The following is a 19,692-nucleotide window of genomic DNA, read 5'->3' on the forward strand; positions in this document are numbered from 1 at the left end:
TGAACAATGATAGATAGGAAACTTTTAGAATTTGAAAAACAAGTTATGAAGGATAAATATCCTGATTTTAAGTTTTACCAAGGCAGAGTTGGTAAATTACAAAATATTTGGTGGTCCGGAAAAATAAAAGTAATAAACATTACTTATAATGTAGGTATTTGTCTTTCTGATACCTATCCTAATTCAAGACCATATGTATATATTTTGGATGATAGCTTAAACATAGATGATTTAGATACTCCACATAAAAATAAAAGAAGTTTATGTTTGTATACTAGTGATGGTAGTGAAAATTCATGGCATAAAGAATATAGGTTAGTTGATGTCATTGAAAGATTAAAAGACTTTTTATACTTGCATCAAAAAGGCAAACATAAAGACGTTCATAAAACAATAATTGATCCTTTAATAGATCTCACCGATACAACAAAATACGTATTGGATTTTAGCTGGTTTCCTGATAATGGTATGAAGTCGGGATATATAGAGTTTGAAAGTATTTCTTTTAATAGTAATTTTAATTATGCCGTGAAAGTTATGAATTTTAACATGGAAGAAATTGATTCTATAGAAAATGTCTATATGAAGTGTAGTGGATATTGCATAAAAAAAGAAGTTATCAAATGGATATATTTAAATGGTGAAAGAATAGAGACAATATTGCACTTAAAAAGAAAAATAGATCTAAATAAGTTTGTTTTTAAGAAAGAAAGTGTAAAAGGTTATTACGATTTAGAAATGACCAAATGTATTATATTTACAGGGCGAGATAAAAAAGGAATAGTGATAAATATAGATGAGCGACTTTCTTTTTCAAATGTAATTGAAATTAATAAGAATCAATTTTTTGCAAGAAATAAAGGATTAATTGATGTAGACAAGTTAGCTAGCAAGACAGTATCAATATTTGGGGTTGGTTCATTAGGTTCTAAGATGGTTGAAATGTTAGCAAGGTCAGGTGTTTCAAGTTTTATACTATTTGATTATGATCAATTTACTCCAGAGAACTTGTCAAGAAATATACTTACTATAGAAGATTTATTTCTAAATAAAGCAGATGCTATAAAGCATCGTATTAAAAAAATCAATCCTTGGGCTAAAGTAAATTCTGTTAGTTTATCTCAAAACATACTTTATTATGACGAATTATACGGGTATGTACTAAGCTTGCTCGAGCAATCAGATCTAATTATCTGTTCTACGGGAGATGCTGAATCTGAATATGATATTAATTTTATTATAAATGACTTAAGCAAACATAAGATAGTTCCAACGATATTTACAGCCATTTTAGGCAATGGATTTGGAGGAAGAATGCATAGAGTTGAAATAGGGAAGACACCGTGTTATCAATGTATAAAAATTTTGCAAGAAAGTGATCCTGAATTATATAAATTATTTACTCAAGAAATGTACATGGAAAATGATCAAAATAAATATGGCATTTATTCTGAAGCAGGAATTCCAGGACTTGATGTTGATATAAATATGGTTGCTGCTATTACAGCAAAAATGTGTTTGGAGATTTTATTAAATAAATCTAATCCCGTTTTTAAATTCAATAGTTACATTTGGGGGAACCAAACAGGGTGGGAATTTAGTGAACCTTTTCAATTAAAAGATATAAGATTTGACCGAGTTAATAATTGTCCTATTTGTGGTGAAGACAAATGAAGATTTTAATAAATATGACAAACATTCAAATTTTAAACAAATTATATGCAGAATATAAAGCTTATGAAATAGGAGGAGTATTACTTGGGAAAAAAGTTAATGAAGATATTTTGATAACAAATATTATTTTTAATGTTGATGTTGAGAAATTAAGTCGAAATAAATATGTAAGAAACATATTAGGTATAAAAGATGTTATGATTGATATTATTGAAAAAAGCAATTATGAAGTCGATTATATAGGTGAATGGCATACACATATTGGCATTAGTACAGTATTTAGTAATATTGACAGGAAGGCTATGATTGAATTAATTGAAGATTTCCCTGAATTAGTATTACTTATCAAAGGCAAGATTGATATATCAGCATTTTTATTTACTAATAAAAGTATACGGAAATTAACAATTGAATTAACGGAGGATATATGATTGAATTTAAAGACAAAACAGAATTTATTTATAAGGCAATTGATGATGCAACAAATAATATAAGATATATAGATACAAAGGTTGCTTCTATATTTGTTATCATTGGATTAATAACAACAATGTTCATTAGTTTAGGGAAAGATACTCTTTTGGTTTATAACCACTTTAGATGTATTCCAATACATGGATGTATAATAGGATTTTCTATATTGTTATATCTTATCGCGATTGTAATTTCTGCTATTTATGGATTTAAAACTTTAAAGGCACTAGAGAATCCATGTGATTTTATAAAATTTGAAGATACCGACAAGAAGAGTTTATGGTACTTATTAAATAGTAGTGATAATAAAATTTCTATAAGTGTAGATGAATATTTAAAAAAGATAAACATCATTAACAATGATGATTTAATTAAAATGATCTCTATTGAATTGATGAAAGTAAGTGCAATAAGAAATTTTAAAATTGAAAAAATTAATAAGTCTATATTTTGGTTTAAGATATCATTTGTTTCGATATTAGTTCCGATTATATATATAATGGTGTATTATTCTATTTATTAATTTTACACATCGAAATTAAATTAGATTTGGAGAGGTAAAGAGTAAAACGCCTCCCATGTGTTTACTAGATTATCCGATCATTTGGTTCCGGTAAAATCTGAAGAGTATCCTAATGGGCAAGGTCGTGATATAAATAATACTCCAGAAATTTGGGATAAAGATATTATTTCTGGAAATAGATTAAAAATATTAGTATGCTGCAATGTTAATTTTGACCCAGAATTTTTAGAAGTATATTTGATTTCGAAATATAAGTTAAGATATGGATGTTATCCTAAATACAATAAAAATAATGCAAGACCATTTAACAGAAGTCCTTTAGCAGATAGCATTATCAATTATACAGAGTTCTTGCTGAATTTATAATGTTTAATATGATTTCATCCAGAGAATAAGTAAAATAAATTTTTGAGTTTGATCATATAATAGATTCTATTCATGTACACATTATTGTTCTGATATAACTATTCTGTATGTATATTTGTTAATATCAGAGTTGAGCATAATGAATAAAGTTCCGTTTGGGTTAATAATAATTTGTTAAGTTTACAACTTTATTGTACAAAAAAGCATTCTGTTACATAGGTTTTATTTAATTAGTATATAACTTTATTATAGAATCTAAATTCTTAATAGCAAAAATTCAATGTCAAATTTTATTTCCAGTTTATAACTTTAATGTTGGACTACAAAAATATTTAGTTTTGTCTCCTTGTTCAATCACAATTAAGTTATAAAAATCACAACTTAATCTAACATCGCACCACTAGGTCCGATGTTAGTAAATATTAATAATGTAAATTTTTTCAAAAAGTATTGACATTGACATTACGTCAACTTATATAATATATGTGAAGTGATACTTTTGTAACAAATGGAGGAAAAAACAATGTCTGAAAAAAGGATTGAAGATGCTTTCAATGAATATTTTACCGGCGATATATTGAAAAATGCATTGGATTTTGCGGAATTTTTAAGGGCAAATGAAATGGTTTATAATGGGGATTATGAAATACACTACAAGGGTAAACTTGTGTGTTACATAGATACGCCAAACGATAAGTCGCATATGTGGCGTATCTGGACTGTGGGCGATTATAGTAACGAATATGAGGGGTTTCCGATAGATGAGCGCACGAAAGAAATCGCCTGGGCAAATGTTGTTTACTGCGGAAATTGTGACGATGTCGATTGCGACCCGGGAAAAACGGAAATAATATTCGGGAAAGAGTTTGTTAATGTTTGTAAAGGTGCTGACAACCTCGCTATGAGATTTAAGAATCCGAATGCCGAGACGTTGGAATGCGCGGAAAAAATGGTTGATATGAGAAAATATTTTGTTGATAATTACATTGTATAAGCATAGATAGTAAACAGTTATCATATGTTTCGCGTAGCTTCGGGTCAAGTTGACTCGAAGTTGCGCGAGAGATTTAAATGTACGACTTAACTTTGGTGTTCAGTTCAAAATGAAGATAGGTTTTTAATTTCCTGAATCTAATGCAAATTGCGTGGCACCATGTTACTTGAAAAGATAATTGAAATCATCATATTCCTCTTCAAAATAAAATTTAAAGTCAATTATAGAAACATTGCCATATATATTGGAAGATGAACTATCACGAAAAAGCAAGTTGGTGAGTATAAATTTTGCACGAAAAGGCAGGTAATATATTCATATTTCTTACGAAAAAGCAGCATGATTGATTTTCTTAGTAAGCGTAGCTCATAATATATATTATTTATTATGAGAGTAGTAATTGGTGTGAACTATATAAAATCATTGACAAATAGAACGAATTAGTTATATTATATAGTAGAGAGGAAATACTATTATGTATAATATTGAAATTTACGAAGATAAGAACGGAGATTCTCCTATAGCTAATTATTTGGAAGAGTTAAATAAAAAGGCGAAGAATAGTAAGGAGCATCGTTTGCGGCTAAAAAAGATAGCTGAATATATAGAATTATTAAAATCTTATGGAACAAGAGCAGGGTTGCCTGCTACTAAGCATTTAGATGGCGATATTTGGGAGCTTAGACCGATGAACGATAGGATATTGTTTATATATTGGAAAGATAATGTTTTTGTGTTGTTGCATCACTTTATAAAGAAGACACAGAAAACACCACAAAGAGAGATTGATAGGGCAAAGCGAAATTTAAAAGACTTTTTGGAAAGGAGTGAATGATATGGCAGCGAAAACAAGAAAATGGGATGAGATATATGAGAACCTCGACTCATTAACTCCGGAAGATAGAGATGAAATTGAACTGAAAGTAAAAATCATTGGACAGATATTAGATGCCCGTAAAGAAAAGGGAATTACACAGGCAGAATTAGAATCAATAAGCGGGGTAAACCAAACTTTCATATCAAGACTTGAAAATAATGGAATGGACCCACAGCTAACAACAATATTGAAAATTTTACATCCATTAGGAAAAACATTAGCTGTGGTTCCTATTCAGGAGCAAACAGGACTTAACCAACAGTAGATTAGAAATATATAACAAAGCAAAGAAACATTGGGATAATATGTAGAAATTGAAAATACTGATAAAAAATCAACACGGATAAATAATACGTGTTGATTTTTTTAAAATGAAAGTTTTGAGTAATTGTTCAGGGAAAAGATGAAACAAGCTGTAACAACTTTATGTATTGAAGAATATAATGATAACAATATTATACAGGAGTGGTATTCATGCTTAAAATACTATTGTACGGCAGTACACAGGAGCGTAAGATACTGGAGGACGCATTGCAGAAGCCTCTTAGGGAAAAAAACATTTCCTTCAATATTCACTATTTATCAAACCCTCAGCAGCTCATGAAGAATTATCTTCTTAACAGCAGCTACAGACTTATTGTTGCGTGTCTGGACTGCAGTACCTCTTATGTAATTAAAGACGGCTGCATGCCTGTTTCTCATATTGTTACAGGCACTATGAGTTTTCCTCCGACTCCTGAGGAAATAGACGAAAGGCTTATGAGAAACCCGGAGCTTGCAAGCTTTTACTCCCACGGAGAATATACCGTAACTCACCGTGGTTTAACACATAAAATTCCCTATGAAGAAATAGATTACCTCCAAAGTGATAACAAAAAAACTATAATACATCTGACAAACGGAGATACGGAAATTATCCAAAAGGGTATAGGAAAGGTAAATGCCGAAATTAACAGAAAATATTTTGCTAAATGCTGCATCGGAGTTATTGTAAATACACGAAATATCTATGAAATACACCGTTTGGAAAAAAGCAGCAGGATTATAGAGCTTAAGTCAGGAGCCAAGGTCATAATGACAGAAGGATATTTTAAGAAATTTACAGATGCCTATTCAATGTCGGTTTCGAAGCTGGCAGACCTGAAAACTCTTGATGATTAAAAAAATGTATATATATCCAAATGCAAAAAAAACAAAATGGAAATTTTTTCGGGATTTGCTCTGAAATCTACATAAATCCTTGATGAAAAAATTAAAAATTAATTGAAATTACCACATTCTCCAAAAACAAAAATCTCAAAAATATTTATGCAGTATTTGTGTATAAATTAAATATATTAAAATATAAGGAATGATTAATTTGAATAATAAAATTGCTTTGTACGGATCCGCTAAAAAGTTAACACAAATAGAAGGTGTATTGACCAAGCTTTTTAATAAAAATAATATTCCCTTTGAGATACATCTGATTTCAGACTCAGAGCAATTCCTTAGGGAATTTTTGATTAAGAATGATTTCCGGCTTTTTATGGTGAGTGAAAAAGGCACTGTGTCATACATGATGAAAATGTATAAAAACTTTGACCAACAGACTACACGTTACGCCTGCGGTAAGATGAATTTCCCTTTGACACAAAAGGAGCTTTCCGATCATATGCTTGAAGCAGTTAAATCGTCACACTCATGCCCCTACGGTATATATGCGGCAAAAAATGCAAAAATGTCCAGACTGATACAACACTCGGACATCGAATGTATTTATAGGGACAATACAAAATCAGTGTTTTTCCTGCAAAGCGGAGAAACTATGGAGGTACCGGATTCAATTTCCAGGATATTTGCCGAGCTTGACGCAAATTATTTTATAAAATGCAGCAAGGGAGTTATTGTTAATTTTTTTAATATTGAGCAGGTAAGTGATGACTATAAAACTATCTTAACAAAGTCCGGCGCGGAAATCCCAATGTCAAGAATCGGAGAAAAGCGGTATTTCAAGTCGCTTTCTCTTTCAATTGCGGGCGTTAACGTGTTTAACTACTGATGTTTTGCCACTGCTTGTCACTTTTTTTCAGTATGTGTATATAATGTGGCGAAAGGATGTGAGGTTATGGCGATAATTAAAATCCACAAAAATAGTAAGATCAGATTAGTGCTGAACGCAGGTCTTGATGATAATAATAAGCAAATTACAAAATATAAGACCATGGATAAAGCAAGGTCTGAAGCTGAAGATGAAGTATTGTTTGACATTGCGAAAAAGGCTGCTTCTCTCCAAAAGCATTCTCTGACAAATATTATAAAATATGAAGAGTATATGCTTTTAGAGCAATAATCAATATGAACCTGAATGCAAGGGGGTGATGCTATGTCTACGAAATTGACTATGTCATTCAAATGTGCGGAAGGCGGTACCTTCTCCTGTTAATATAGATGATCCATTGGATGAATTGACGGCAGTACAGGTAGGTGCTGTTATGGATGATATAATTGCTGCAGACGCATTTGATATAAAAGGCGGTCTGAAGGAGAAGGCATCCGCAGAAATCATAACGATTACGACAAATAAATTGTTATAAATAAAGGGGGCGGACAAGCCCCCCTTTACGAACATAAAATCATTTTAACTTAACTCAAAATCCACTTTTGACCATCCGGCATAGACTGAATAGCCCCCGAAATCTTATCTAAAATTCTCCCTGTGAAAATTTCCCGCACAATAACTTCCTCCCGGTAGTCGGGATCCTCATACCATGCCAAAAAAAACAATTTTTCATTTTCTCTGAAATAAAAGCTTTCATTAGGTGTTATTTCAAATTCCATTTTTTCAGGATATATCATTTCAAATTTACCTTCATTGCCTTGACGGGTCAGCATAAGTGGGTATTGTTTTAACAATAAATTATAACGATCCTTCACATCTACAAGAGGAATTACAGTTAAAAGAGTAGTTTTATTTGATTTGTCATCATATTGCACCAGTTTTATTTGTTTATTAAGAAAATCAACAAGCAAAATAATAATATGGTTGTCGCAATATATCGGACATCCAAAATATTGTCCGTCTTGCGGCTTGACAGGCTCGACGACGCTTCCGTCAGGATAGTGAATAAACAGAAGTTTGTTTGATTTTACTTTATGTCCCATTTTAAACAGTTCTTCTGCTTCGTACAAGTCACCATGAATATAATCTGTTCCCCAATACCATTCACAACTGCCGTTTAAAAGTTCAAAATGGGTAATTCCCTGTGTGTTTATGGATTTCATTTCGTATTTCACCGCCTACTATAAATTCGATAACCAAATGCTAAATTTCCTTACTACCATTTCAAAAAAGTTTTACAAGGTAGTATAGAAAAGTTTAACATTGTAAAGCGCAATCTTCAAGAGTGCAATTAACAATGCATGTATTTCCTTGATTTTTTCTTGCAAAAATTTATATATTATAGTAAAATGAAATCAGAACATATATTCGACGAAATAAGCTTTGGAGGTATACTGTTTTGGATGAAAAAGATAAAATTCAATTATTTGAAAACAAGAAAATTCGTACGGAATGGGACGAGAAAAAAGGAGTACTGTATTTTTCTATTGTTGATGTGATAGCTGTATTGACAGATAGTAAGGAACCCAGACGATATTGGAGTGATTTAAAAAATAAATTAAAAAATGAAGGAAATGAAACGTACGAAAATATCGTACAGTTGAAAATGAAGGCATCGGATGGAAAAATGCGAATGACTGATGTGGCAGATACAGAACAGCTTTTGCGAATCATTCAATCAATACCGTCACCTAAAGCAGAACCGTTCAAAATGTGGCTGGCATATGTTGGTAGTGAAAGGATAGACGAGACTATAGATCCTGAGCTTACTATTGACAGGGCATTGGAGACATATATTAAAAAAGGGTATTCCCGTGAATGGATAAATCAAAGATTACAGTCAATTCAGGTACGTAAGGAATTAACGGATGAATGGGAAAACAGAGGTGTTGAAAAAGGTGTTGAATATGCGATACTTACGGATGAGATTACAAAAGCGTGGGCAGGTCTGAATACCAGACAGTATAAACAGCTTAAGAGACTTACTAAAGAAAATTTGAGAGATAATATGTCTACTTTAGAGATTGTGTTAAATATGTTAGCTGAAGCAACCACTACGGAATTATCAAAATCAGTTGAACCTGAAAATTTTGATGAAAACAGGCAGGTTGCTATAAAGGGCGGCACTATCGCAGGAAATGCACGTAAAGAAATTGAAGATACAACAGGTAAGCCAGTACTTACTGAAAAGAGTGCTGTTGATTTTACTAAAGTATTAGAAATTGCCATTACCGAAGATAAGAAAACAGAGAAATAGCAGAATGATATATTGCTCAAGGCATGGATGATGTGAATTATGACTTGTTTTCTAAAGATAAGCTGTAATACTGTAATATGTGACGTGTTATTAAATTTTTATAAAATAGCGGCTAAAATTAATTATTTAAGCCGCTATGGTTGAAAAAACATTAGTTATCTATTTATTCCTTTTGACAACAACACCGATGCCAACCGCTACAACAGCGACAAGTGCAACCACGATTACAACAGGGTTCATAAAATTATCTCCTTTCTTTTTAATATTGACATATTTTTATTTTAAAGAATCATTGTCACTTTGCCGGCATTAACCAACAGTGTGGCAAGTGATACATCAATAACATTTTTTATTATGAAAGCAACTCATTTGCACGTTTACATATCTCATAAATCTCGTCATGCTTGCTGTCAATCAAAGGTGAGAATTGTGCAGCTTTCTTTGCATAAGTTGAATTGTATAAAAAGTACGGGAGAATCCAGCCGATAAAGCCAGGTATCGCCAAAATGATGCAAAGAACAATTAACCCTCCAAGAAAAGAGAAGGTGGCCCCGGCTAACAAAGCTGTTCCGACCAAGCCTATAGTAAATGCTATAATAGATGCACTTGCAGTCTTGGATTTTTCCATGATCTGTATTTCATTTATACAAGCATCAAATTGACGCTGTAAGCGGGTGAGCTCTGCCTTGTTCCGGATTTTTCTGTCACGCTTGAATTTCAAGGTAATATTGTTCAGACCGGTCTGTGGTGTTAATGTACCGTCCAAAATCCATCCAAAGTTTTGATATCCGTCTGCATACATAGATACCATGCTGCGGTCTACGGTGACATCACGATACTCATACCCTATAAAATTACCCTCACCCGACGCTGACTCATTCATCGTCTTCACTCCTTTCAGGGGCTTGTCTGATTGTTTCGTCGTCTCCTTTCTCTCCTGAGGTATCTACATATGGTGTCAGAAAAGTTTCAACGAACTTGTTTTCAATTTTTTTATAGCCATTCACTACAGATTCTTCAATTTTTTTATAGCCGTCTACTACACCTTTTTCAATATTCTTGTATCCGGAAACTACAGTCTTTTCGATTTTCTTGTTTGTTTTCATAAATTTGTTCACGAAAATTCCTCCTCGTTAAACTAATAGGGTGTGAGCCTGTTCACAGGCACTGTATGCGATGTCGAATTGTTCCTGAATAATCGGTTCTGTTTGAATGGATTTTTTTTGACCGATTTTATGGTAGGAAAAGAATCCGATTCCCCATCCAACAAGACCTATGATTGTTAAGAATACTCCTATAGCTATGTTTGAAGAAATAAAGCTGTATATTGCGAGTCCAATAAATACTGCGCCGATAATTCCTGCTCCTAAAGAAGTGCCCATTGTATGAGCGCTGTTCCTTCTTTCTATATTACCAATTGCAGATAATGCCTCTTCGCATTTGCGTTCAAGCCTGTCAATTTCAAGTTTATTGTTGATATGGCGATCACGCTTGAATTTTAATGTCACCATATCCGGACCATCCACCTTATCGGGAGGTGTTTGTATAGAATGAATATGAAGATTCAAATTTTTATTAATAGTGTTTCCGTTCGTCAAAACAGGACGATAACCATACTCATATTCTTCAATCAGCATCCAGCCGAAATTGCTCAGGCAATCCGTATATAATGCTGCGTAATTACGTCCAACCGTAATGTTCTTGTACTCATATGCAACAAAATTATCCTTATTAGTCATTTTATTTCTCCTTTTTTAATTAATAAATTCTATGGTATATCATGTCGATTTTATCTCAAGCCTTTAATGAGTGGAATTAGGCTGAGAAGCATGATGATGCCGACAATACCAACAATAATACCAAATATAAGCTGGTTCCATACCATCGTCAGACACATTCCAACACCAAGCAGCAGTGCACCTATTATGCCAAGCAGCACAGTTCCTATTGTTTTCCCGTTAAGCTCAATCGGCGCTATGCCTTCCATCCTGCGCCATACAATCACCATTGCCAGAAGCACTGCAAGACCAACACCACCCATAACAATACCTGGAGTAAAGGCATTCCATTCTGTTAATAGGCACATGCACATGCCAATAGCAAATAAAATACCACCTATGGTTCCCATAATCATTGCGACGAAACTACTTTTTTTCATTGTTTTAACCTCTCTTTTTTTATTGATGTATACATGTTACAATCTGATTGTTTGTGTAATGTCTGAGAATTGTTTGAGAAATATTAAAATAAAAAAAGCCCATCAAATGGACTTGATTTATAAAACTAATATATTTTTTAGAAACTACCGTGCTCTAAATCCTTAATTCACAACGGGTATAGTAACGGTGAATGTGCTTCCTTTGCCCGACACACTTTCTACTGTCAGAGTTCCTCCCATTTTTTGTATTACTCTATAGGCAAGAGCAAGACCAAGACCGTTTCCTTCGGAAGAATGGGAAGTATCACCCTGATAAAATTTGTCGAAGGCACGCTTCATGGTTTCCTTATCCATCCCACAGCCTGTATCAATAATTGAAACAATAATTGAATCTTCTTCGGAAGTTTGTATGAGTGACACTTTACCGCCAGGTTCAGTGAATTTAAGTGCGTTGGAAAGGAGATTCTGCCATACGATTTCCAACATTCCTTCGTCTGCTCTTATCATTGCTTTATCCTCGATGTCAGCAGTAAATTCAATGTTTTTTTCTTCCCATAAGTACTCAAACTGCAAAGCGCAATCGCACAATTGCTTACATATGTCATAGGACTTTTCCGGTAATGTAATATCCTGATTATCCAGCTTGTTAAGACGAAGGATATTCACAACAAGAGTATTCAGCTTTCGAGAAGCGGTAATGATGGTATTACTGTACTCCTTTCGTACTTCCTCCGATAAATTGTCTTTTTGCAGAGCAGCAGCATAATTTTGGATGACAGACAGAGGCGTTTTAATTTCATGGGAAACATTGGCGATAAAATCATTTGTCAAGGTTTCTATACTTCCAAGTTCCTCAACCATTTTATTGAAATCTATAAACATAGCATCAACATAGTCATATTTATCTGATGTATGAACCGGCTCCAAATATACGGAAAAGTCACCCTCAGCTACTTCCTTTGCCGCCTTACTTAGTTTTCTCATAGGTGCATCAAATTTTTTTCGTATTTGACTATGAGTAATTAAAATAAACGTAGCGGATACCAGACCCCAATAACCGAGCATACCCAAAATATATTCTACGGGCATTGTTCCAAAGTCTATATACTCAGCATAAATCAAAAATTGACCGGCTGAAAGAACCAGCAAAACAAAGTAAGTTACAAGATAGGCTTTTATGGAAAAATGTGCAGATTTTACACGTTTATCCGGGAGTTCTTTCTTTTTTTTCATTTAAGCACCGCCTTGTAGCCTAACCCGTGAACAGTAATGATTTGAAATCCGTTACAAGCAGAAAATTTATCACGCAGCTTTGTAATATAAACATCCACGGCGCGCAAGCTTGTATCACTGTCTATTCCCCAAAATTCATCCATAAGCTGTGCACGGGAAAATGTCTTTTGGGGATAAGATAACAGTTTAAAAAGGATATTAAATTCACGAACAGTTATCGGTATTTCTTCATCATCAACACTGGCTGAAAGAGCATCTGCATCCAGTGTGAGATTACCAACCATCAGCCTTTTTTCATCTATAATATTTGCGCGTCTGAGTAATGCTGCAACTCTCAACACGAGTTCATCCAGATTAACCGGCTTAACCATGTAATCATCTATTCCCGCACGAAATCCTTTTTGCTTGGCAGATATATCATCACGTGCAGTCATAAAGAGGATGGGGATAGTTTTATTAAGAGAGCGTACAGTTTCTGCAAATTCAAATCCGTCAATTTCCGGCATCATGATATCCGAAATAATAAGGTCATACAGTCTGCCATACATTAAGTCATAGGCCTCATTGGGATTAAGGCAGCCTTTCGCCGCATACCCGTTATCAGACAGGTAAGCACATACAATTTGATTTAGCTTTATATCATCTTCCACTACTAATATATTTATCATTATTTGAACCTCCAAAAAAAGAAAATTACGATTACTATATACTATAACATATTTATGTTTAAGAATTGTTAAAATTAAATTCTGCATTTCAGCTTTTGTTCATGTCTATTTAATAAGTTTCTAAAACAGTTTTAAATTTTTCCATTGACAAGTTACCCATTATGACTTATTATTACATTAATAAGATATAATAAGGAGTGATGAGATGTCTGAAAAATATTATACAGTTGAGCAAATATCCAAAATGCTTAACATTCACCCTAAAACTATACAGCGTTATATTCGAGAGGGAAAATTGCGAGCCAACAAAATAGGTAAAAGCTGGCGCGTAACCGGGCACGATCTGAGTATCTTTGCAGAAAGCACAGATAACCGTAATCTTGATGTTATTACGCGCCCTCAAGATAAAGCTGTCGTATCTTCTGTAATTGATATTCAAATTGATGATTTCGATGAAAGCACCCGTATTGTCAGTATGCTCACAGCAGCATTGAATTGTAAACCACAGGAATACGGTAAATCTACAATGCACATACAGTATTTAGAGCATGAAAATAAAGTTCGTATAGCTCTATGGGGAAATATTCATTTCATGAAAGAAATGATAGAAATAATCTCTGTTGTAACAGAGGATTTAAACTAATTTAAATTGGAGAGAAATTATGAAAAAAGCATTTAATTCAGAAAGCGGTAAGACCGCTGTAACAAGCTATTATAATATGCTGCTTGAGCATTTGACCATTCCTTATGAAAGGATAAATGTTCATACACGCTATGGGAATACTTTCGCATTGTCCGCAGGAGATACCCAAAAGCCAACGGTTATACTTCTTCATGGAAGTAGTATGAGTTCTGCCATGTGGTTAGATGATATTATGGCATTCGCCCCACATTATCATGTTATTGCACCTGATATACCGGGTGAGCCGGGTCAAAGTGACGAAAATCAACTTCCGCTTGATAGTAACGATTATGCCGAATGGCTTTTAGATGTTCTTAATGTACTTAACATTAAAGACACATACCTTGTAGGAAATTCATTGGGAGGTTGGTTAGCCTTACGTTTCTCAACACTATATCCGGAAAGAGTAAAGAAACTTGTACTGCTTGCACCGGCGGGTATCGGCTCACAAAATCCGGCTTTTGGTTTGCTTGCAATGGAACTGCTTCCAAAAGGTGAAAGCGGAATAAACGAGCTATTAATACAACTAAACGGTGGTATGCCAATTCCGGAAATTCGACTGAATTATCAAAAGTTAATTATGTCAGTTTTTAATGTGCGGCAGGAAGTTATTCCCGTACTTTCTGATGAAGAACTCAAAAGACTTTCTATGCCGTGCCTGATATTTGTTGGAAATAATGATGTTATTCTTAAATCAGATGAAACAGCCGCGCGTGCTTTGAAAAAAATCCCACAGTGTCAAGTGGTAGAACTACCGGAAAAAGGTCATTCATTAGTAGGGATGTCGGAGGAAATATTAATATTTATTCGGGATATTTCCTAAATTCAATATAATTATAAATCACAGAAAGATTTTTATTATCTGCTATAATTAAAAAAATGCTCGGTCTGGTGACAGAGCATTTTTTGTGTTTTTTAGGATGGGATTATTACAGACGCATTTAATATAAAAGACGGTCTGAAGAAAAATGAATATTGTTTCTTTAACTCTTTTTCTTGCAATAATTTACAAATTATAGTAAAATAAAAACAGAACATATATTCGATATAATAAACTTTGTAAGAAATTATTGAAAGGTGGTTAGAAAATTGGCAACACTAATTGCATCAGAATATGAACAGTTTGAAAACATAAAGCACGTCAATGAAAATGGTATTGAGTTTTGGTATGCTCGTGAGCTTTCCGATGTTCTTGAATATACCCAATGGCGAAATTTTACAAAGGTTATTGATAAGGCTATGCTTGCCTGCCATAACAGTGGTTTTGAGTGTGCGGATCATTTTGCTGAGGTCAGCAAAATGATAACTGCAGCAAAAGGAGCAAAAAGAAAAATTGCAGACTATGAGCTTTCGCGTTATGCCTGCTATCTTATTGTCCAGAACGGAGATCCCCGAAAGGGACCGATTGCTCTTGGTCAAACATATTTTGCTATCCAGACTCGCAGACAGGAAATTGCGGACAGATTTAATGAACTTGGTGAGGATGAAAAAAGACTTGTTATACGAGGAGAGGTGTCAAGTTGGAATAACATGCTTGCAGAGGCAGCACATAAGGCAGGTATTACAGATCAAGTGGAATATGCTCAATTTCAAAATGCAGGCTATATGGGATTATATGGTGGACTAACCGCTGCAGATATTCATAAACGGAAAAATCTCAAAAGAAATGAAAAAATTCTTGATCATATGGGTAGTGAAGAGTTGGGTGCAAATCTGTTCCGTATAACACAGACCGATGCAAAACTCCGACGTGAGGAGCCAAAGGGATTGGAAAAAGCAAGTGGTATTCATTATCAAGTTGGAAAGACTGTACGAAAAGCTATTGCAGAAAATGAAGGTACAATGCCGGAGGATTTACCTACTCCGGAAAAAAGTATTGAAGAAATCGGTAGAGAACAGCTCAAGAAGCTGAAGGAAAAGAAAGAATTGCCAATGCTTGATGAGTAGGCGCTCTGACAATTTTGTTGAGTCCGTTTTGATAGATAGTGAGAATCCTCAAGTTTATTGTAGTGTAATGAAAAAAAGAATGAAAGACGAAGGAAATGAAAGTGATACAAATTGCAACGCTTTGAAAATGAAAGCATCGGATCGTAAAATGCAAATGAAGGACGTGGCAGGTAGTAGTATAACTATTTGCGACAAATTATTTATTGAGAACCATTTATAATTCATAAGGACACCCTTTTCTTCGAAAGGAAAAAAGTATTATGAATACAATACCTGCTAAAGACAGAATATCAAAATATATTTTCTTATTACTGCTATCGGTGCTTATTTTTTTACGTTTCCCGTTTATTATTTCAGTGTCTTATCACAAAATTAGAATCTTAGTCAGCGTAGCTCATGATATATATTATAACGGGACATACTTGATAACCGCTGCTTTAATTATACTAAAACGCGATTCTTTGTCTGATTATAATATAGATATTTTTTCGCTTTTCGTATTAATTATTGCACCTGTTGCCCAAATCATGAGTGCGTATTTATTATCTAAAGCCGCAATAACAGGTACGATACATCCCAGTATTTTTAAAATTGTAATTTCCGTTTTATTATTACTTACATTACTTCTCGCCCGGTCTAAATTACAAAAAAAAGACATCAAAGAGATATTGCTATGGTTATTGATTGCGGTTATTGCAGGTATGTGCGTTGGTGTACTGCTGGGGCTCGTATCAAGCATCCAAGGCGGAGGAAGAAATCCAAATCACCCTTCAATCTATTATGTTTTGGGTTCGTTTTTTATTCAGTTAAGTAATGCTGCCGTTACTGAAGAACCTCTTTTCAGAGGCTTTTTGTGGGGATTCTTAAAAAAAGCGAACTGGAGAAATTCGTGGATATGTATATTTCAGGCGGCGCTATTCATGTTAGCCCATATTTATTATTTGGGGAAATATAATTATTCTTTCTTTATTATTGTTCCTGTCTCAGCATTAATCCTTGGTTTAGTAGCATGGCGTTCCAAAAGCATAGGCACGAGTATGATTACTCATGCATTAATAAACTCTGTGGCTAATATTGTAGCAAATTTTACTTGGTAAAAGCCTGACTTTTACAACGCATTTCTCTGAGCATGGTGTCATAGGGACTGTCATAAGGGGCGGTTCTCCATGTAGGTTTTTTGTTTTTTATTGTAATAAATTCGTATTGTGATATAATACATATATCATACCACATATGAGAGTTGAGATATAAATATGAAGATATATTTTGATATGAATATATACAACAGAATATTTGATGATCAATCTCAAATGAGAATAAAATTTGAATCTATGGCAATAGATATTTTATTTGAATTGATTGAACATGGGAAATATGAATTAATATGGTCTTTTATTTTGGAATATGAAAACAATATGAATCCATTTGTAGAAAGAAAACTGCATATTAGAAATATCTCAACTATATGTGAAGAATCAGTGAATCCGGATGATAATATCTTATTAATTTCAAAAGATATAATAAAAATTAAAAATAAAGATGCACTTCATCTTGCATCTGCAGCATTTGCGAATTGTAATTATTTCATAACTTGTGATGATAAATTTATAAAAGCAATAGAAAATAACAAAGATCAACTTAAAGATGTAATTAAGGATATTAAACTATATAATCCCATAGATTTTCTCAGGAAGGAGATGGATATAGATGTTATTGAATGAAAGAAGTAAATATACGGACAGAGAAATAATAGAAAAAGGTTCCAGAGCATTGATAAAAGAATTGGGGTATTCGGGATTCTTAAGATTTATACGTCAGTCGGAGGGCATAAGCAAAGAAGATTATTTAAAGATAGATGATGAAATATTTGATGAAATGTCTTTGGAAGAAATATATAACAAGGCAAAGAAACATTGGGATAATATGTAGAAATTGAAAATACAGATAAAGAATCAACACGGATAAATAATACGTGTTGATTTTTTTAAATGAAAGTTTTGAGAAATTGTTCAGGGAGAGGATAAAACAAGCTGTAACAACTGTATGTATTGGAGAATATAATGATAACAATATTATACAGGAGTGGTATTCATGCTTAAAATACTATTGTACGGCAGCATACAGGAGCGTAAGATACTGGAAGAAGCATTGCAGAAGCCTCTTAGGAAAAAAACATTTCCTTCGATGTTCACTATTTATCAAATCCTCAGCAGCTCATGAAGAATTATCTGCTTAACAGCAGCTACAGACTTATTGTGGTGTGTCTGGACGGCAGTACCTCTTATGTAATTAAAGACAGCTGCATGCCTGTTTTGCATGTTGTTACAGGCACTATGAGTTTTCCGCCAACTCATGAGGAAATAGATGAGAAGCTAATGAGAAATCCGGAGCTGGCAAGCTTTTACTCTCACGGAGAATATACCGTAACTCACCGTGGTTTAACACGTAAAATTCCCTATGAAGAAATAGATTCCCTCCAAAGTGATAACAAAAAAACTATAATACATCTGACAAACGGAGATACGGAAATTATCCAAAAGGGTAATCAAAAATAATGCAAGTATCAATATTGAAATTTTCTTCTTCATTTAAATCCTCCTACCAAGCGTAAGCCTGAGGTGCTTCTCCACCTGGTCCGGGCCAGATTTCATCAAGTTCATGGAGAGTTTCGTCAGATAACCTAATATTCAGCGCTTGAAATATTCTGGTTTAGTTGTTCTGCTGTTTCCGGTCCCATAATTGGTGCGGTTACAGAAGGATTGTGAAGTAACCATGCAAGGGCAACTGCTGCCGGGGACTCTTGATTTTCCTAAATTCACATATTGCATTTTGTTTACTCCTTTTCATTTCATAGTATTACTTGTTTTTTGTTGAATAAATTAAATAGTCCAGACAGTCCAGCTGCTTCTGATATTCGTGGATTTTATCCAGGAGAGAACATCTGTGGCATGACAGCAGCTTCATTTTCTTTTGTTTATCCTCAAGATGTATGAAATCATCTGCGAAATCCCGGCTGCACCCTGCATCCAAAAGGTTTCTGTATATATTCTCTTTGTTGACATTTGTCATAGCTGTGCCTCCTTATGAAAGTGATAGCCCCATTTTGTATGCCGCTGTCAAATGCTTTTCGTCAATATGTCTATTTCCTTCACAACCGTCACATCCACCGGCTGTGTATATTCCTACATCTGTCCATCCCAAAGCTTTGGTAAAAAATCTGTAGTAAGAAACAGGCTGCTCAAAGGTCCAGAAATTATCATCTCCTGCAGTCATTAATAACAATGTGTCTCTATGAGGATAGCTGTCTTCTTTAGATATAGCATATAGGCGCTCAATAAACGCTTTTGTCTGGGCAGAAACTGACCAGAAATACAGGGGAGATGCAAGCAGCAGCGTATCACATTGTGTAAACGAAGGGTAAATATCCTGCATAGAGTCCTGTATTGAACATTTGTTACCATTTTTCTGACATGCACCGCAGCCGCTGCATCCTACAATTTTCTTGTCGCCAAGGAATACTTTGTTGACCACATGACCTGCTTCTTCAGCTCCCTTGCAGAAAGCGTCAGTTAACCGATAGGTGTTTCCGGATTTCATACCACTTCCTACAACAACCAATATATTTCGCATTAATTTATCTCCTTTTAACTTTTTTATGCCCTTATTATATCGCTAAAGCATAAACATATAAAATACTTATATTTAATAATTAATTATGCTTGAAAGGCATTATTACTT

30 protein-coding genes and 1 pseudogene are annotated in these 19,692 nt (G+C 33.9%); 21 read left to right on the top strand and 10 right to left on the bottom strand.

The annotated features are described in order from the left end of the window. The first annotated feature begins 6 nt into the window (after positions 1-6). The 11 genes from HZF24_RS01540 (at position 7) to HZF24_RS18865 (ending at position 7,484) form a co-directional block, all read left to right on the top strand. Positions 7-1,674: a HesA/MoeB/ThiF family protein gene (locus HZF24_RS01540; RefSeq protein WP_179236492.1), complete on the top strand. Its 1,668-nt coding sequence runs from the start codon at positions 7-9 to the stop codon at positions 1,672-1,674. Positions 1,675-1,688: 14 nt separating this feature from the next. Further along, a complete protein-coding gene (locus tag HZF24_RS01545) occupies positions 1,689-2,105 on the top strand; it encodes a Mov34/MPN/PAD-1 family protein (protein ID WP_179236493.1) in 417 nt (138 codons plus the stop codon). Next, positions 2,102-2,671: a hypothetical protein gene (locus tag HZF24_RS01550; protein ID WP_179236494.1), complete on the top strand. Its 570-nt coding sequence runs from the start codon at positions 2,102-2,104 to the stop codon at positions 2,669-2,671. Before HZF24_RS01545 ends, HZF24_RS01550 begins: the two co-directional genes overlap by 4 nt. A gap of 57 nt (positions 2,672-2,728) precedes the next feature. Beyond that, positions 2,729-3,037, top strand: a complete 309-nt coding sequence (locus HZF24_RS01555; protein ID WP_179236495.1) for a hypothetical protein — start codon at positions 2,729-2,731, stop codon at positions 3,035-3,037. A 523-nt stretch (positions 3,038-3,560) separates the two neighbouring features. Further along, the gene (locus HZF24_RS01560) at positions 3,561-4,031 is read left to right on the top strand and encodes a hypothetical protein (RefSeq protein ID WP_179236496.1); all 471 of its coding nucleotides are present in this window, start codon (positions 3,561-3,563) and stop codon (positions 4,029-4,031) included. A gap of 475 nt (positions 4,032-4,506) precedes the next feature. Beyond that, positions 4,507-4,866: a type II toxin-antitoxin system RelE/ParE family toxin gene (locus tag HZF24_RS01565; RefSeq protein WP_179236497.1), complete on the top strand. Its 360-nt coding sequence runs from the start codon at positions 4,507-4,509 to the stop codon at positions 4,864-4,866. 1 nt (position 4,867) lies between these two features. Continuing rightward, entirely contained in the window at positions 4,868-5,173 is a 306-nt protein-coding gene (locus tag HZF24_RS01570; RefSeq protein ID WP_179236498.1) for a helix-turn-helix domain-containing protein, read from the top strand. 209 nt (positions 5,174-5,382) lie between these two features. Continuing rightward, a complete protein-coding gene (locus HZF24_RS01575; RefSeq protein ID WP_179236499.1) occupies positions 5,383-6,069 on the top strand; it encodes a LytTR family DNA-binding domain-containing protein in 687 nt (228 codons plus the stop codon). Positions 6,070-6,268: 199 nt separating this feature from the next. After that, a complete protein-coding gene (locus HZF24_RS01580) occupies positions 6,269-6,949 on the top strand; it encodes a LytTR family DNA-binding domain-containing protein (RefSeq protein WP_179236500.1) in 681 nt (226 codons plus the stop codon). Positions 6,950-7,015: 66 nt separating this feature from the next. After that, positions 7,016-7,240 (top strand): DUF1659 domain-containing protein, encoded by a 225-nt coding sequence (locus HZF24_RS01585; RefSeq protein WP_179236501.1) that lies wholly within the window; start codon positions 7,016-7,018, stop codon positions 7,238-7,240. A gap of 64 nt (positions 7,241-7,304) precedes the next feature. Next, positions 7,305-7,484: a DUF2922 domain-containing protein gene (locus HZF24_RS18865; RefSeq protein WP_179236502.1), complete on the top strand. Its 180-nt coding sequence runs from the start codon at positions 7,305-7,307 to the stop codon at positions 7,482-7,484. 49 nt (positions 7,485-7,533) lie between these two features. On the opposite strand, the gene HZF24_RS01595 is transcribed toward HZF24_RS18865, so the two are convergent. Beyond that, complete coding sequence (locus tag HZF24_RS01595; protein ID WP_179236503.1) at positions 7,534-8,172, bottom strand: hypothetical protein; 639 nt, start codon at positions 8,170-8,172, stop codon at positions 7,534-7,536. 236 nt (positions 8,173-8,408) lie between these two features. On the opposite strand from HZF24_RS01595, the gene HZF24_RS01600 reads away from it, so the two are divergent. Continuing rightward, positions 8,409-9,266, top strand: a complete 858-nt coding sequence (locus HZF24_RS01600; protein WP_179236504.1) for a BRO-N domain-containing protein — start codon at positions 8,409-8,411, stop codon at positions 9,264-9,266. A gap of 352 nt (positions 9,267-9,618) precedes the next feature. On the opposite strand, the gene HZF24_RS01605 is transcribed toward HZF24_RS01600, so the two are convergent. The 6 genes from HZF24_RS01605 to HZF24_RS01630 form a co-directional block, all read right to left on the bottom strand. Continuing rightward, positions 9,619-10,149 (bottom strand): hypothetical protein, encoded by a 531-nt coding sequence (locus tag HZF24_RS01605; protein ID WP_179236505.1) that lies wholly within the window; start codon positions 10,147-10,149, stop codon positions 9,619-9,621. Further along, on the bottom strand, positions 10,142-10,384 hold the full coding sequence (locus HZF24_RS01610) for a hypothetical protein (RefSeq protein WP_218835233.1): 243 nt from the start codon (positions 10,382-10,384) through the stop codon (positions 10,142-10,144). The genes HZF24_RS01605 and HZF24_RS01610 overlap by 8 nt, the downstream gene beginning before the upstream one ends. A 15-nt stretch (positions 10,385-10,399) precedes the next feature. Beyond that, on the bottom strand, positions 10,400-11,005 hold the full coding sequence (locus tag HZF24_RS01615; RefSeq protein WP_179236506.1) for a hypothetical protein: 606 nt from the start codon (positions 11,003-11,005) through the stop codon (positions 10,400-10,402). Positions 11,006-11,055: 50 nt separating this feature from the next. Beyond that, positions 11,056-11,424: a hypothetical protein gene (locus HZF24_RS01620; RefSeq protein ID WP_179236507.1), complete on the bottom strand. Its 369-nt coding sequence runs from the start codon at positions 11,422-11,424 to the stop codon at positions 11,056-11,058. 162 nt (positions 11,425-11,586) lie between these two features. Continuing rightward, the gene (locus HZF24_RS01625; RefSeq protein ID WP_179236508.1) at positions 11,587-12,657 is read right to left on the bottom strand and encodes a HAMP domain-containing sensor histidine kinase; all 1,071 of its coding nucleotides are present in this window, start codon (positions 12,655-12,657) and stop codon (positions 11,587-11,589) included. Further along, positions 12,654-13,325 carry a response regulator transcription factor gene (locus HZF24_RS01630; RefSeq protein WP_179236509.1) on the bottom strand — a complete coding sequence of 224 codons (672 nt, stop codon included), beginning with the start codon at positions 13,323-13,325 and terminating at the stop codon, positions 12,654-12,656. Before HZF24_RS01630 ends, HZF24_RS01625 begins: the two co-directional genes overlap by 4 nt. Positions 13,326-13,530: 205 nt before the next feature. Here HZF24_RS01630 and HZF24_RS01635 point away from each other — a divergent pair, with 205 nt between their 5' ends. The 9 genes from HZF24_RS01635 to HZF24_RS01670 all read left to right on the top strand — a co-directional run bounded on the left by HZF24_RS01635 (position 13,531) and on the right by HZF24_RS01670 (position 18,509). Beyond that, a complete protein-coding gene (locus HZF24_RS01635; RefSeq protein ID WP_179236510.1) occupies positions 13,531-13,968 on the top strand; it encodes a helix-turn-helix domain-containing protein in 438 nt (145 codons plus the stop codon). A gap of 19 nt (positions 13,969-13,987) precedes the next feature. After that, positions 13,988-14,830, top strand: coding sequence for an alpha/beta fold hydrolase (locus HZF24_RS01640; RefSeq protein WP_179236511.1), 843 nt, complete (start codon positions 13,988-13,990; stop codon positions 14,828-14,830). A 266-nt stretch (positions 14,831-15,096) separates the two neighbouring features. After that, positions 15,097-15,954, top strand: a complete 858-nt coding sequence (gene dinD, locus HZF24_RS01645) for a DNA damage-inducible protein D (RefSeq protein WP_179236512.1) — start codon at positions 15,097-15,099, stop codon at positions 15,952-15,954. A gap of 67 nt (positions 15,955-16,021) precedes the next feature. Further along, positions 16,022-16,174, top strand: a complete 153-nt coding sequence (locus tag HZF24_RS01650; RefSeq protein WP_179236513.1) for a hypothetical protein — start codon at positions 16,022-16,024, stop codon at positions 16,172-16,174. Positions 16,175-16,214: 40 nt separating this feature from the next. Further along, positions 16,215-17,051, top strand: coding sequence for a CPBP family intramembrane glutamic endopeptidase (locus HZF24_RS01655; RefSeq protein WP_179236514.1), 837 nt, complete (start codon positions 16,215-16,217; stop codon positions 17,049-17,051). Between the two features lie 174 nt (positions 17,052-17,225). Beyond that, positions 17,226-17,675: a twitching motility protein PilT gene (locus HZF24_RS01660; protein WP_246345906.1), complete on the top strand. Its 450-nt coding sequence runs from the start codon at positions 17,226-17,228 to the stop codon at positions 17,673-17,675. Next, a complete protein-coding gene (locus HZF24_RS01665; protein WP_179236516.1) occupies positions 17,662-17,883 on the top strand; it encodes a hypothetical protein in 222 nt (73 codons plus the stop codon). The genes HZF24_RS01660 and HZF24_RS01665 overlap by 14 nt, the downstream gene beginning before the upstream one ends. Before the next feature lie 162 nt (positions 17,884-18,045). Beyond that, complete coding sequence (locus HZF24_RS19160) at positions 18,046-18,174, top strand: hypothetical protein (protein WP_281372234.1); 129 nt, start codon at positions 18,046-18,048, stop codon at positions 18,172-18,174. Next, positions 18,171-18,509, top strand: a complete 339-nt coding sequence (locus HZF24_RS01670) for a hypothetical protein (protein WP_179236517.1) — start codon at positions 18,171-18,173, stop codon at positions 18,507-18,509. The genes HZF24_RS19160 and HZF24_RS01670 overlap by 4 nt, the downstream gene beginning before the upstream one ends. 43 nt (positions 18,510-18,552) lie before the next feature. Here the strand turns inward: HZF24_RS01670 and HZF24_RS01675 are convergent. The 3 genes and pseudogenes from HZF24_RS01675 to HZF24_RS01685 form a co-directional block, all read right to left on the bottom strand. Further along, positions 18,553-18,754, bottom strand: a pseudogene (locus HZF24_RS01675) (aldo/keto reductase); the annotation flags it as partial. 56 nt (positions 18,755-18,810) lie between these two features. Next, positions 18,811-19,023, bottom strand: a complete 213-nt coding sequence (locus HZF24_RS01680; RefSeq protein WP_179236518.1) for a hypothetical protein — start codon at positions 19,021-19,023, stop codon at positions 18,811-18,813. A gap of 12 nt (positions 19,024-19,035) precedes the next feature. Beyond that, the gene (locus HZF24_RS01685; RefSeq protein ID WP_179236519.1) at positions 19,036-19,584 is read right to left on the bottom strand and encodes a flavodoxin family protein; all 549 of its coding nucleotides are present in this window, start codon (positions 19,582-19,584) and stop codon (positions 19,036-19,038) included. Between the last annotated feature and the right edge of the window lie 108 nt (positions 19,585-19,692).

It is taken from the genome of Sedimentibacter hydroxybenzoicus DSM 7310, from assembly GCF_013403245.1.
In the GTDB taxonomy this organism is placed as follows: domain Bacteria; phylum Bacillota; class Clostridia; order Tissierellales; family Sedimentibacteraceae; genus Sedimentibacter; species Sedimentibacter hydroxybenzoicus.